Here is a 12845-nt window from a genome sequence, read left to right on the forward strand (position 1 = left end):
GTACGTCCTCAATTAAACCAGTACGCCGCACTGGCGCATGGCCTGGCGCAGCGTGTCATGACAGGATGGGCTCAGCCAGGTCAGCGGCAGGCGAATGCCGTTGTCCATCAGCCCCATTTCATTCAGGGCCCACTTCACCGGAATCGGGTTGGCCTCGATGAACAGGTTCTTGTGCAGCGGCATGAGTTTTTCGTTGATGGCCCGTGCGGTTTCGGCATCGCCACGCAGGGCGGCTTCGCACAGGTCGGCCATTTCGCGCGGAGCGACGTTGGCGGTGACGGAGATGTTGCCCTTGCCACCGAGCAGGATCAGCTCGACGGCGGTCGGATCGTCGCCCGACAGGACGATGAAGTCGTCGCCGACACCTTCGATGATCGCCTTGGCGCGGGCCAGGTCGCCGGTGGCTTCCTTGATGCCGATGATGTTCGGCACGCTGGACAGGCGGATCACGGTCTCGGCCAGCATGTCGCAGGAGGTGCGGCCCGGCACGTTGTAGAGGATCTGCGGGATGTCCACGGCTTCGGCGATGTGCTTGAAGTGCTGGTACAGGCCTTCCTGGGTCGGCTTGTTGTAGTACGGCACCACCAGCAGGCAGGCATCGGCACCGGCTTTCTTGGCATTCTGGGTCAGGTGGACGGCTTCGCTGGTGGAGTTGGCGCCGGTGCCGGCAATGACCGGGATGCGGCCGGCGACCTGCTTGACCACGAACTCGATGACCTGGATGTGCTCATCGACGCTGAGGGTCGCCGACTCGCCGGTGGTGCCGACGGCAACGATGGCATGGGTCCCGTTCTGCAGGTGGAAGTCCACGAGTTTGCTGAGGCTGTCCCAGTCCAGACGCCCATGTGCATCCATGGGTGTGACCAATGCCACCATACTGCCCGCAATCATGAAGCTGCTCCTGCCGGAAAAAGAGAGCGGTAATGGTACTGGCGCCATCGGCCTTGCACAAGCGACGCGGGCGCCTGGAGCATTCCCCTTCGCGGCCATTTTCGCTACCCTTCGTCCTTTGATCGGTACACAGCGGCCCGCCGGGCTGCCAACCATGCGTTCCGGCAGGGTCCGCCCCTCGATCCAGAACCCCTGGAGCATGCGAACCAGCCTTTTTCCGCGCGTCAGGTACCGACCGCTCATCGCTTTAGGAATGCTATGTCCACCCCCACCGTCCGCGAACAATTCCTTGTCGTCAGCGCCCTGGGCCCGAGCCCGATGGAGCTGACCAACATCCTCTGCCGCGCCAGCAACGACAGCCGCTGCGCGGTGGTCACCTCCCGCCTGACCCGCCACGGCGAATGCAGCGCGCTGATCCTGCAGATCAGCGGCAACTGGGACGCCCTCGCCCGCTTCGAAGGCGCCCTGCCGAGCCTGGCGAAGAAGCACGGTTTCATCGTCAACGTGGTGCGCAGCACCGAGCTGGAAGTGCGTCCGCTGTCGCTGCCGTACGTCGCCTACGTCAGCGCCGCGTACCGCCCGGACATCATCAACGAGCTGTGCCAGTTCTTCATCGACCACCGGGTCGAGCTCGAGAACCTGACCTGCGACACCTACCAGGCGCCGCAGACCGGCGGCACCATGCTCAATGCCACCTTCACCGTCACGCTGCCCGCCGGCACCCAGATAAGCTGGTTGCGCGACCAGTTCCTGGACTTCGCCGATGCACTCAACCTGGATGCCCTGATCGAGCCGTGGCGTCCGCAGAACCCGATGTAAGGAGCCGCCCCATGGCCGTCGAACTCGATAAACCCGTCGCCGACTTCCAGGTCCAGGCCACCAGCGGCCAGCAGGTCAGCCTCGCCGATCTCAAGGGCCGCCAGGTCGTGCTGTACTTCTATCCGAAGGACAGCACGCCGGGCTGCACCACCGAAGGCCAGGATTTCCGCGACCAGCATGCTGCCTTCCAGGCCGCCGGCACCGAGGTGTTCGGCGTGTCCCGCGATGGCCTGAAGTCCCATGAGAACTTCAAGGCCAAGCAGGCCTTCCCCTTCGAGCTGATCAGCGACAAGGACGAAAGCCTCTGCCAGCTGTTCGATGTGATCAAGCTGAAGAAGCTGTACGGCAAGGAATACCTGGGCGTCGACCGCAGCACCTTCCTGATCGACAAGGACGGCGTGCTGCGCAAGGAATGGCGCGGCGTCAAGGTGCCTGGCCATGTGGCCGAGGTACTTGCCGCGGCCGAAGAGCTCAACAAGGCTTGAACGGAAACGGGGCATGATCGACATGCCCCGTTTTCATTTCACGCTGTTCATTTCATAGCAGCGGCGCCACCGCCGGTTCCCGCCTCGGCCAGGCATCCAGCACGGCCTTGAACAGCGTCGCCAGCGGAATGGCGAAGAAGATTCCCCAGAAACCCCACAGCCCGCCGAACAACAGCACCGCGCAGATGATCGCCACCGGGTGCAGGCTCACCGCCTCGGAGAACAGCAGCGGCACCAGCACGTTGCCGTCCAGCGCCTGGATGATCGCGTACACCGCCATCAGGTAGATGAACTGGTCACCCCAGCCCCACTGGAACAGTGCGATCAGGGTCACCGGCACGGTGACCACCACCGCGCCGACATAGGGCACCACCACCGACAACCCCACCAGCAGCGCCAGCAGGGCCGCGTAATTCAGGCCCAGGGCAACGAAGGCAATGTAGGTGGCCACGCCGCAGATCAGGATCTCGATGCCCTTGCCGCGGATGTAGTTGGCGATCTGCCGGTTCATTTCCTCGGCGACCCGGGTCATCAGTGTGCGCTCGCGCGGCAGGTAGCTGACGACCCAGCGGGCGATGGTCTCGCGGTCCTTGAGGAAGAAGAACACCAGGATCGGCACCAGCACCAGGTAGATCATGACGTTGACCAGCAGCGGCAGGCTGGACAGGGAGAAGGTCAGTGCCCACTGGCCGAACTTGCCGATTTCGCCGCGCATCGCCTCGATGGCCTGCAGCACCTGGTCGTCGGACACCAGGTGCGGATAGCGCTCCGGCAGCAACAGCAGCAACGACTGCCATTTGCCGAGCATGCCCGGCAGTTCGTTGAACAGGGTGATCAACTGGTGCCAGAGCAACGGCACCAGCACCAGCAGGAACACCGCCAGCGCGCCCATGAACAGGGTGAAGACCAGGCCGACCGCGACCTTGCTCGGCACCTTGAAACGCTCCAGCGCATTGACCAGCCCCTGCATCAGGAACGCCAGGACCATCCCCGCCAGCACCGGCGCGAGCATGCCGCCCAGGGTCAGGACCGCGGTGAAACCGAGAAACAGCAGAACCGCCAGCACCACCGCTTCCTCATCGGAGAAGTAACGGTGCAGCCAGCTGCGAAGCACTTTGAACATCGGAAAGGACTCAGGCCTTTTTCAGCCAGTAGGTGTAGGTCCCGCCTTCGGCGGTTTCGTGAAGCAGGGTATGACCGGCAAGCCTGGCGAAAGTGCGGAAGTCGCGCTGCGAGCCGCCATCGGTGGCGATGACCTTGAGCACTGCGCCCGAAGCCAGGCGATTGAGTTCCATCTTGGCCTTGAGCAACGGCAACGGACAGTTCAGGCCGCTGGCGTCCAGTTCGGCATCGGGATTGGGAATAGCGGTCATTGCAGCACTCCAGAAGAATCGGAACGGGCCGGGCGAGCCGGCAAGCCTCGCAGAATTGCGCCACTGGTCGCAACCGTGCCGGGCGGCTACAGTAAGGCTTTTTGTCGACCAGAGCTCCGTGCATGACTTTTCTGCGCCCTACCCTGCTGACACTGGCCTGCCTGCTGGCGCTTCCGAGCCACGCCGACGACCTGCCGTCACTCGGCGACGCCAGCTCGGCCATCGTCTCGCCGCAACAGGAACACCAGCTAGGCCGCGCCTGGCTGAGCCTGCTGCGCGGCAACGTCAGCCAGTTGTCCGACCCACAGCTCAAGGATTATGTCGAAACCAGCGTCTACAAGCTTGCCGAAACCAGCCAGCTGCAGGACCGCCGCCTCGAATTCATTCTGATCAACAGCCCGGAACTCAACGCCTTCGCCGCACCTGGTGGAATCGTCGGGGTCAACGGCGGCCTGTTCCTCAATGCCCAGACCGAGGGTGAATACGCCTCGGTCCTGGCCCACGAACTTGCACACTTGTCGCAGCGCCACTTCGCTCGTGGCGTCGAAGCCCAGCAGCGCATGCAGTTACCGATGATGGCGGCCTTGCTCGCCGGCATCGTGGTCGCGGCGTCCGGTGCCGGCGACGCCGGTATCGCCGCCATCGCCGGCACCCAGGCCGCAGCCATCCAGGAACAACGGCGCTTCTCCCGGCAGAATGAACAGGAAGCCGACCGCATCGGCATCCTCAACCTGGAAAAGGCCGGCTACGACCCGCGCAACATGCCGACCATGTTCGAGCGCCTGATGCGCCAATACCGTTTCGACGCCAAGCCGCCGGAATTCCTCCTGACCCACCCGGTTACCGAAAACCGTATCGCCGACACCCGCAACCGCGCGGAACAGGCGCCGCCGGGCGGTATCGAGGACAGCGCGCGCTACCAGTTGATGCGCGCCCGGGTGCAATTGTTCTATGAAGGCACGCCGGGCCTGGCAGCCAAGCGCTTCCGCGCGCAACTGGACGAAAACCCCAAGCTGGACGCAGCGCGCTACGGCCTGGCCCTGGCCCAGATCAAGGGTGGCCAGCTCAACGAGGCGCGGGAAAACCTCAAGCCGCTGCTGGCCAAGGCGCCCAACGACATCACCTACAACCTGACCCAGATCGACCTGGAGATCACCAACAATCGCCTGGCCGACGCGCAACAGCGGGTCGATCGCATGCGCCAGTTGTATCCCGGCAACTACCCGCTGAAACAGGTGGCTGCCGACCTGCTGCTCAAGCAGAACAAGCCGGCCGAGGCAGAAAAGGCGCTGGAAGCCCTGGTCAAGGAGCGCAGCGACGACCCGGATGTCTGGTATGACCTGGCCGAAGCCCGCGGGCTGTCCGGCAACACCATCGGCCTGCATCAGGCCCGGGCCGAATTCTTCGCGTTGACCGGGGATTTCGACCAGGCTATCCAGCAGCTGGACTACGCCAAGCGGCGGGCCGGTACCAACTTCCAGTTGGCGTCACGGATCGATGCCAGGCAGCGGGACATGCTGGAGCAGCAGCGGATGGTCAAGGATATGATGCGCTGATCGTTACAAGAAGCGAAAACGACGCGGACCCTGTGGGAGCGGGTTCACCCGCGATTACGATGGTGACTCCACCACAGCAATCGCGGCGGTTCGGCACTCCGATGAACCCGCTCCCACAGGGTCCGCGTCGTTTTCGGATCTTAAGCGTTACCAGACAGTTTCAACCGCGCCGCCGCGGTGAAATCCAGCATCCGCTGCAACGGCCGGATCGCCTGCGGCACCAGCGCCGGCTCGACGAAGATCTCGTTGCTGCCTTCGCGCAGGCATTGCAGGGTGCGCTCCAGCGTGTTCATCGCCATCCACGGGCAATGGGCACAACTGCGGCAGGTCGCGCCATTGCCCGCCGTAGGCGCCTCGATGAACTCCTTGTCCGGACACAACTGCTGCATCTTGTAGAAGATGCCGCGGTCGGTAGCGACCACGAAACGCTTGTTCGGCATACGCTGCGCTGCGGCAATCAGCTGACTGGTGGAGCCTACCGCGTCGGCCAGCTCGATCACCGCCTCCGGCGATTCCGGGTGCACCAGGATCGCGGCGTCCGGGTACAGCGCCTTGATATCGGCCAGTTGCCGCGACTTGAATTCTTCGTGAACGATGCAAGCGCCATCCCACATCAGCATGTCGGCACCGGTCTGCTTCTGGATGTAGCGCCCCAGGTGCTGGTCCGGCCCCCAGATGATGGTTTCGCCGTTGTCCATCAGGCTTTCGACGATCTCCAGCGCGCAACTTGAAGTCACCACCCAGTCGGCACGGGCTTTTACCGCCGCCGAAGTGTTGGCGTAGACCACCACGGTACGCTCGGGATGCTGGTCGCAGAAGGCCGAGAACTCGTCCACCGGGCAACCGAGGTCGAGGGAGCAGGTGGCTTCCAGGGTCGGCATCAGGATGCGTTTTTCCGGGGTGAGGATCTTCGCGGTCTCGCCCATGAAGCGCACGCCGGCCACCAGTACGGTACTGGCCGGGTGGTTCTTGCCGAAGCGGGCCATCTCCAGGGAGTCGGCGACGCAGCCGCCGGTTTCCTCGGCCAGGGCCTGGATCACCGGGTCGCAATAGTAGTGGGCGACCAGCACCGCATCCTGCGCCTTCAGTTCGGCGGCGATGGCGGCACGGTAGTCGGCCTCTTGTTCAGGGGTGAGGGGCTTGGGCTGCTTGGCATCCAGGTGGGCCTGGACCAGAAGGCGTTCGGAAATCTGCGTCATGTTCGCAAGACCTGCAGGCGCTGATGCGCGTAAGTCGAGAGTATCATCGGGCACGGACAAATCGGGTAACAGCTCGACTGTTGCACGGGTGGCAAAGTCCGCTGCGACCTCGGTTTTATGAGTGGCCGAAGGCTACAGACAATCGGATGAATTCTAAAGGCTTTTTTAGCTTGCCAGGCAGGCGGGCGACGCTCGACACAGCGCCCGCCAGCCCGCGTGGTTACTGTGCGGCGCCCGTGAATCCGGCAGTACGCTGCTGGACCAGGGCAGCAAACTGATCGACGGTCATCTTCTGGCCGTTGAAGTCCACCTGGCCGTCGGCGTAGCCCAGTTGCACGAGAATGTCATCTCCCTTGATCGCCGCCAGCTGGCTCTGCGCCGCGATCATCCCGACCATCTCGCCGGACGCCGAGGCCTGGCGCACTTGCTCGGCGTCCAGCCCTTCGAGCCTGGCGCGCAGGGCCGCGAGGTCGCCGATCATCGGTTTGGAGATCTTCAGATTGGTCTGCAGCGACTTGACCGACTGGGCGAAGGCCTGCTCCAGCGGGACACCTTCCGGGCCCTTGGCGGACAGGTCGAGATCGAGATCGAAGCGGCTTTCGCCGTTGGCGGTCTTGAACGACAGCTCCTGCAGAGTGACCCGAGGACCGCCCGCCAGCAGCTTCAGCAAGGGCGCCTGCAACTGCGGGTCATCCAGCATCAGTGCGCCGGTGTCCGGGGTCAGGCCCAACGCCATGCTTTGCAGTTGCGGCAGGTTCTGCTCGTACCATTGCACCAGGTTGCCGACCGCCTCCGGATTCAGGCGCGCGACATGCCAGGCTACCCGTGCGCTGCCGATGGGGTTCCCGGAAAAGGTGATATCCGCAAGGCTGGCCTGCTGCTGCAACGACAGACCGCTCTGCTCCAGGCGATAGACATCGCGCTGTTCGAACTTGCCGAAACGCAGTGATTGATTGTCACCGAACGACAGCGAGCTCTCGGCCACGTCCAGGTTCATCGAGCCGACGAAATAGCCGTAGCTGCTCATGGTGAAGTCGGTGGACAGCGCGATGCCCTTGAGCGAGATACTGACCGGGGCTTCACCACCCGTCACCATCGCCACACGGCCCAGCTCACCGCGAAGACGCAACCCCTCGCCTTCGAGCGTCGAATCCATGTCCAGGGTCAGGCCGGAGAACGACAGGGAGGTATCGTCCTCGCCGACGGCTTCGAACGGCGCCAGGCGCAGCTCGTTGCGGATCGCACCGCCGTAACCGACGCTCATGCTGCCTTGCAGCGGTGCTTGCTCGCCGGTCACGGCAAACCAGGGCGCGCTGTCGTCGGTGTTTTCCAGTACGTAGTTGCTGGCAGCCATCACCGGCGCCAGTTGCAGGCGCTTGACCCGCGACCAGGGAAACGGGCCATGCTCCAGTTGGTCCTTGAATTCGAGCTGGAGGTGTTCGCCCTCGGCACCGTCGAGGGTCAGGCGATAACGCGCCTGGCTACTGAACACCCCGGAGTCCAGGGACAACAACTCGACCTTGCCGCTGCCACTGCCGCTCAGGGCTGCGGCCAGTTGCCGGTTGGTCTGCGCCAGCGAGGCCTCGAGCACCTCGGGCAATTGCTTGCCGGTGTACCACGCGATAGAGGTACAGGCCGCTCCCGCGACCACCAGCCCGCCGATGACTAACAGTGCTTTCTTCATGAAGTGTTCCAGTTGCATTCCCTGATTGATTGAGCGACTGCACGGGCGTTCCGCCCCGTATTGCCGGGCAGCGAGATTATCACCCCCGCGTAGCACGCTCATACAACTGTCATCGGACACTGCCATGTTCAGCGCATCAACCCGCCCTGTGCGGCGGGACGCACGGCATCGCACCGAAAAGGGAGCTTCTTATGAAAGTTGCAGTGTTCGGCACCGGTTACGTGGGCCTGACCCTCGCCGCCTGCCTCGCCGAGGTGGGCCATGCGGTGTGCTGCGTCGATGTGGATGCCCGGCGCGTGGCGAGCCTGTCCGAGGGGCACTGCCCGATCTTCGAACCCGGCCTTCCAGTGCTGCTGAAAAACGGCCGGGCCAGTGCCCGCCTGGCCTTCACCACCGACGCCGCCCGGGCCATCGACGCGGCGACAGTGATCTTCATTGCCGTCGGCACCCCTTCATTGCCCGACGGCAGCGCCGACCTGAGCCAGGTCTTTGCCGTGACCGACAGCATCGCCCGGCATGCCCGCGGCGATAAGATCGTGGTCAACAAATCCACTTCGCCGGTCGGTACCGTCGATGCGATCAAGGCCCGTCTGGCCCGACACGACGCCAGCACCGCCACGCGCGTGGACGTGGTGAGCAACCCGGAATTCCTCAAGGAAGGCTCGGCGGTGCTCGACTGCATGCGTCCCGACCGCATCCTCATCGGCGGCGCCAGCCTGGCGACCCAGGCGCTGCTGCGCGAGCTGTTCGCCCCGTTCAGCCGCAACCACGACAAGTTCATCTGCATGGACGCCCGCAGCGCCGAGCTGGCCAAGTACGCGGCCAACTGCATGCTGGCAACCAGGATTTCGTTCATGAACGAGATGGCCAACCTGGCCGAGCACACCGGCGCGGACATCGAGGCGGTGCGCCGGGCAATCGGCTCCGACCCGCGTATCGGCTACGACTTCATCTATGCCGGCTGCGGTTTCGGCGGCTCGTGCTTCCCCAAGGACCTTTCCGCACTGCAACGCATCGCCGAGCAATACGACTACCAGCCGCGCCTGCTCCAGGCCGTGGACGCAGTGAACCAGCGGCAGAAACATCGGCTGTTCGAGAAGATACTCGGTCACTACGACGGCGACCTGGCAGGCAAGACCTTCGCCGTCTGGGGCCTGGCGTTCAAGCCCAACACCGACGACATGCGCGAGGCCTCCAGCCAGGTGCTGCTGCGCTCGCTATGGCAGGCTGGAGCCAATGTCCAGGCGTTCGACCCACAAGCCCACGCCGAAGCCCGCCGCCTGTTCGGTGAACGCGACGACCTGCGTTTGATGGACAGGAAGGAAGACACCCTGGCAGGCGCCCATGCCCTGGTGATAGTCACCGAATGGCAGGATTTCAGGGTTCTGGACAACGGCCTGGTCAGGCAGCGCCTGCTCGACGCCACGGTGTTCGATGGCCGCAACCTTTACGAACCGGCACAGATGGCCGAGGCAGGACTGGTCTACTACAGCATCGGTCGCCCCGACGCCGGGGCGCGTCGGGCGCCCCGGTGATCCCGGGATAAGGAAACGTCCTACTCGTTGACGTCCATGTACTCGCGGGCCCAGACAATGTAGTCATTCGGCTGGGTGTAGGTGTGAGTCAGCTCGGTGGCGCTCAGGTCCGAGGCGGCGCTGGTGATCCGGCGCTGCTCGCGAAGGCAGTCGTAGGTAGCCTTGATCGCGGCGAAATAGGCGCCATGGCCATCGACCGCGATGCGCACACCCAGTTGCGCCAGGCGCGCATCGTCGTGCAGTTGCGGGTTGCCATAGGTCACCAGCATCAGCGGTACGCTGAGGTGGCGGGCGATTTCTTCCAGGTGCTCGAAATCGCGCACGCCAACCATGCACACACCGTCGGCGCCAGCGTTCTGGTAGGCCACCGCGCGGGCGATGACTTCCTCGGTCGGGATGGCCGCGGCGTTGGTCCGGGCGATGATCACCAGCTCCGGATCGACACGGGCTTCAAGGGCCGCACGGACCTTGCCGACGCCTTCCTCGATGCTGATGAGGTCGGTGGATTTGCGCCCGAACTGGGCCGGCAGCAGGGTGTCTTCGATGGTCAGTGCGGAAACCCCGGCGCGCTCCAGTTCGATCACCGTGCGCATCACGTTCAGGGCGTTACCGTAGCCATGGTCGGCGTCGGCAATGAATGGCAGCTGGGCGACACGCCCGATGCGGGTGGCCTGCTCGGCGAACTCGCTCAGGGTGATCAGGGCAAAATCCGGTGCTGCAAGTACCTGTAGCGACGCCACCGAGCCCCCGAGGATACCCACCTCGAAACCGAGGTCGGCGGCGATACGCGCGGACATCGGATCGAACACCGAGGCGGTGTGGTAACAGCGGGGGGAAGCAAGGAGTTTACGAAACGCACGGCGCAGTTCTTGGTGGGACGCTTTGGGCATGATCAATCCACTTATTTCGACTTCATTCTGCCCCGCAACATACCACTGCTTGATGTCGCTCTGACAGCAGGAAAGGTCCTTGTCCGACAAATTGACGAAACGTTTCATCTCCCCGGGCTTGCAGGGAAACCGGATGGCGAATGACGCCCCGACGCCGACCGGCCAAGGCCGGGCCTGGGTGGATCGAGGCTGGCGAAACAGGAATTTTTTCAGCGTTTCATAAAAAAAGCGCCGAATGAGTATGAACTGTGCATGGGTTTTTCCCTCAACACTGACTCAGGCCAATCCTGAATCCACGATCAGGGATTACCGTAATGGATCCACTTGAGGCATCAGAGATTCCCTGAGTCATTAAGCATAGAATTTGTATGGCTATGGCATAATGAAATCATTCCGCAACTCCAGATAACGAGCCGTGACTTGTGTCAGTAACTACCCTAACCGTATGTGACGACTCCACCGTTGCCCGCAAGCAGGTATTGCGGGCCCTGCCTTCCGACTGGCCGGTTTCGGTCACCGAAGCCGCCAATGGCCACCAGTGCATGGACGCTGTGCGCAAGGGCCTGGGCCAGGTCGTGGTGCTGGACCTGAACATGCCGGAGATGGATGGCTACCAGGTACTGCATGCATTGCGCGACGAAGGCTTGAAGGCCAACGTCATCGTTATTTCCGGGGACGTTCAGCAGGAGGCCCTGCGCCGCGTGCAGGAGCTGGGCGCCCTCGCCTTCCTGAAGAAGCCCTTCGAACAGGACCAGTTGCGCGAAACCCTCGACCGCCTCGGCCTGCTGCGCCTGGCAGGCCAGGCGGCGCATAGCCATCGTCCGCAGACCCACGCTGCCGTCAGCTTCAACGAGGTCTTCCGCGAGACCGTCAACGTCGCCATGGGGCGGGCCGCCGCCCTGATCGCCAAGGTGCTCGGCGTGTTCGTCCAGTTGCCGGTCCCTAACGTGAACGTCCTCGAGGTCGGCGAACTGCATATGGCCCTGGCCGACGCCGGGCGCAGCCAGCAACTGACCGCCGTGTGCCAGGGTTTCATCGGCGGCGGTATCGCCGGCGAGGCGCTGCTGATGTTCCATGACGCCGAAATCGCCGATATGGCGCGCCTGATGAAGCACCAGAGCAGCCATGCCTCCGACCTGGAAATGCTCCTGGACCTGTCCAGCATCCTGATCGGCGCCTGCCTGAGCGGCATCGCCGAGCAGGTCGATGTGGTGTTCTCCCAGTGCCACCCGCAGATCCTCGGCCAGCACGCCAATATCGAGGAGCTTATCCGGGTCAACCAGGGGCGCTGGAAGAAGACGCTGGCGGTGGAGATCAGCTATCGGCTCGAAGGGCATGACATCAGCTTCGACCTGTTGCTGCTGTTCACCGAGGACTCCATCGAACGCCTCACCCATAAACTCGCGTACCTGATGAACTGAGCCATGAACAAACCTCTTGATCTGACCGAGTTCCACTGGCTGCTGGCGATCGTGCAGAGCATCGATGTCGGCGTCGTGGTGCTCGATCGCGACCACTGCGTGCAGGTCTGGAACACCTTCATGGAGAACCGCTCCGGGGTGCCGCCCAAGGATGCCATCAGCCAGTCGTTCTTCAGGCTGTTTCCCGAAGTCAACGAAGAGTGGTTCCGGCGCAAGCTCGACAGCGTCGCAACCCTGGGCACGGCAGCGTTCACCGTATGGGAACAACGCCCCTATCTGGTGCGGTTCAAGAACTACCAGCCGATCACCGGGCAGGAAGACTTCATGTACCAGAACACCACGCTGTTCCCGCTGCGCTCCACCGACAGCAGCATCAGCCACTTCTGCCTGGTGATCTATGACGTGACCGACGTCGCCACCAACCGGCATATGCTGCAGTCAGCCAATGCCCAGTTGCAGAAGCTGTCCAGCACCGATCGCCTGACCGGGCTATACAACCGTGGTCACTGGGAAGACAGCCTCAAGGTCGCGTATGCCCGCCATCAACGGCATGGCAACCCCACCAGCCTGGTGATGTTCGACATCGATCACTTCAAGCGCATCAACGACACCTACGGCCACCAGGCCGGCGACAAGGTGATCGAGCAAGTCGCCGCCCTGCTCCGCCAGTACGTGCGCGACACCGATGTGGCCGGACGCTACGGCGGCGAGGAATTCGCGGTGGTGCTGTCGGACACCGACAAGCTCGGCGCAACGGCCTTCGCCGAGCGCCTGCGCAAAGCCGTGGAGGAACTGGAAGTCCAGCACGAGGGACAGAGCATCCGCTTCACCATCAGCCTGGGTGTCGCCGATCTCGCCCGGCCCTCGGACAGCCATGCCGATCTGATCGCCTGGGCCGACCAGGCGCTGTATGCGTCGAAGAAGGGTGGGCGCAACCAGGTCTCGGTACACGCCTAGGTATCTGCCTCACCTGCGCTTTCCAGACTGACCTG

12 protein-coding genes are annotated in these 12845 nt (G+C 63.5%); 6 read left to right on the forward strand and 6 right to left on the reverse strand.

The window, feature by feature from the left end; genetic code table 11:
* Positions 1-12: 12 nt before the first annotated feature.
* Positions 13-891 carry a 4-hydroxy-tetrahydrodipicolinate synthase gene (gene dapA / locus ACPFMA_RS21090; protein ID WP_009399602.1) on the reverse strand — a complete coding sequence of 293 codons (879 nt, stop codon included), beginning with the start codon at positions 889-891 and terminating at the stop codon, positions 13-15.
* 258 nt (positions 892-1149) lie between these two features.
* Here dapA and ACPFMA_RS21095 point away from each other — a divergent pair, with 258 nt between their 5' ends.
* The gene (locus ACPFMA_RS21095; protein WP_009399603.1) at positions 1150-1710 is read left to right on the forward strand and encodes a glycine cleavage system protein R; all 561 of its coding nucleotides are present in this window, start codon (positions 1150-1152) and stop codon (positions 1708-1710) included.
* An 11-nt stretch (positions 1711-1721) separates the two neighbouring features.
* Positions 1722-2195, forward strand: coding sequence for a peroxiredoxin (locus tag ACPFMA_RS21100; RefSeq protein WP_009399604.1), 474 nt, complete (start codon positions 1722-1724; stop codon positions 2193-2195).
* 52 nt (positions 2196-2247) lie between these two features.
* On the opposite strand, the gene ACPFMA_RS21105 is transcribed toward ACPFMA_RS21100, so the two are convergent.
* Together ACPFMA_RS21105 and ACPFMA_RS21110 are read right to left on the reverse strand one after the other, a co-directional pair.
* Positions 2248-3318, reverse strand: a complete 1071-nt coding sequence (locus ACPFMA_RS21105) for an AI-2E family transporter (RefSeq protein ID WP_425928602.1) — start codon at positions 3316-3318, stop codon at positions 2248-2250.
* A 10-nt stretch (positions 3319-3328) separates the two neighbouring features.
* Positions 3329-3568 (reverse strand): sulfurtransferase TusA family protein, encoded by a 240-nt coding sequence (locus ACPFMA_RS21110; protein ID WP_009399606.1) that lies wholly within the window; start codon positions 3566-3568, stop codon positions 3329-3331.
* 122 nt (positions 3569-3690) lie between these two features.
* Between ACPFMA_RS21110 and ACPFMA_RS21115 the strand changes: the two genes are divergently transcribed.
* Positions 3691-5124, forward strand: a complete 1434-nt coding sequence (locus ACPFMA_RS21115; RefSeq protein WP_064301878.1) for a M48 family metalloprotease — start codon at positions 3691-3693, stop codon at positions 5122-5124.
* A gap of 140 nt (positions 5125-5264) precedes the next feature.
* On the opposite strand, the gene nadA is transcribed toward ACPFMA_RS21115, so the two are convergent.
* Together nadA and ACPFMA_RS21125 are read right to left on the reverse strand one after the other, a co-directional pair.
* Entirely contained in the window at positions 5265-6323 is a 1059-nt protein-coding gene (nadA, locus tag ACPFMA_RS21120) for a quinolinate synthase NadA (RefSeq protein ID WP_064301877.1), read from the reverse strand.
* A 220-nt stretch (positions 6324-6543) separates the two neighbouring features.
* Complete coding sequence (locus ACPFMA_RS21125; protein WP_425928603.1) at positions 6544-8007, reverse strand: YdgA family protein; 1464 nt, start codon at positions 8005-8007, stop codon at positions 6544-6546.
* A gap of 191 nt (positions 8008-8198) precedes the next feature.
* Here ACPFMA_RS21125 and ACPFMA_RS21130 point away from each other — a divergent pair, with 191 nt between their 5' ends.
* Positions 8199-9542, forward strand: a complete 1344-nt coding sequence (locus tag ACPFMA_RS21130) for a UDP-glucose dehydrogenase family protein (protein ID WP_425928604.1) — start codon at positions 8199-8201, stop codon at positions 9540-9542.
* Between the two features lie 20 nt (positions 9543-9562).
* On the opposite strand, the gene ACPFMA_RS21135 is transcribed toward ACPFMA_RS21130, so the two are convergent.
* On the reverse strand, positions 9563-10432 hold the full coding sequence (locus ACPFMA_RS21135; protein ID WP_425928605.1) for an isocitrate lyase/PEP mutase family protein: 870 nt from the start codon (positions 10430-10432) through the stop codon (positions 9563-9565).
* Between the two features lie 422 nt (positions 10433-10854).
* On the opposite strand from ACPFMA_RS21135, the gene ACPFMA_RS21140 reads away from it, so the two are divergent.
* On the forward strand, positions 10855-11853 hold the full coding sequence (locus ACPFMA_RS21140) for a response regulator (RefSeq protein WP_037060347.1): 999 nt from the start codon (positions 10855-10857) through the stop codon (positions 11851-11853).
* A 3-nt stretch (positions 11854-11856) separates the two neighbouring features.
* The gene (locus ACPFMA_RS21145; protein WP_425928606.1) at positions 11857-12810 is read left to right on the forward strand and encodes a diguanylate cyclase; all 954 of its coding nucleotides are present in this window, start codon (positions 11857-11859) and stop codon (positions 12808-12810) included.
* The last annotated feature ends 35 nt before the right edge of the window (positions 12811-12845 follow it).

It is taken from the genome of Pseudomonas sp. NyZ201 (genome assembly GCF_049860765.1).
GTDB lineage: Bacteria > Pseudomonadota > Gammaproteobacteria > Pseudomonadales > Pseudomonadaceae > Aquipseudomonas > Aquipseudomonas bharatica.

What these genes read in the sequence shown, in the direction of transcription:
- dapA (WP_009399602.1), bottom strand. Translation starts at nt 891, where the DNA reads ATGATTGCGGGCAGTATGGTGGCATTGGTCACACCCATGGATGCACAT.
- ACPFMA_RS21095 (WP_009399603.1), top strand. Translation starts at nt 1,150, where the DNA reads ATGTCCACCCCCACCGTCCGCGAACAATTCCTTGTCGTCAGCGCCCTG.
- ACPFMA_RS21100 (WP_009399604.1), top strand. Translation starts at nt 1,722, where the DNA reads ATGGCCGTCGAACTCGATAAACCCGTCGCCGACTTCCAGGTCCAGGCC.
- ACPFMA_RS21105 (WP_425928602.1), bottom strand. Translation starts at nt 3,318, where the DNA reads ATGTTCAAAGTGCTTCGCAGCTGGCTGCACCGTTACTTCTCCGATGAG.
- ACPFMA_RS21110 (WP_009399606.1), bottom strand. Translation starts at nt 3,568, where the DNA reads ATGACCGCTATTCCCAATCCCGATGCCGAACTGGACGCCAGCGGCCTG.
- ACPFMA_RS21115 (WP_064301878.1), top strand. Translation starts at nt 3,691, where the DNA reads ATGACTTTTCTGCGCCCTACCCTGCTGACACTGGCCTGCCTGCTGGCG.
- nadA (WP_064301877.1), bottom strand. Translation starts at nt 6,323, where the DNA reads ATGACGCAGATTTCCGAACGCCTTCTGGTCCAGGCCCACCTGGATGCC.
- ACPFMA_RS21125 (WP_425928603.1), bottom strand. Translation starts at nt 8,007, where the DNA reads ATGAAGAAAGCACTGTTAGTCATCGGCGGGCTGGTGGTCGCGGGAGCG.
- ACPFMA_RS21130 (WP_425928604.1), top strand. Translation starts at nt 8,199, where the DNA reads ATGAAAGTTGCAGTGTTCGGCACCGGTTACGTGGGCCTGACCCTCGCC.
- ACPFMA_RS21135 (WP_425928605.1), bottom strand. Translation starts at nt 10,432, where the DNA reads ATGCCCAAAGCGTCCCACCAAGAACTGCGCCGTGCGTTTCGTAAACTC.
- ACPFMA_RS21145 (WP_425928606.1), top strand. Translation starts at nt 11,857, where the DNA reads ATGAACAAACCTCTTGATCTGACCGAGTTCCACTGGCTGCTGGCGATC.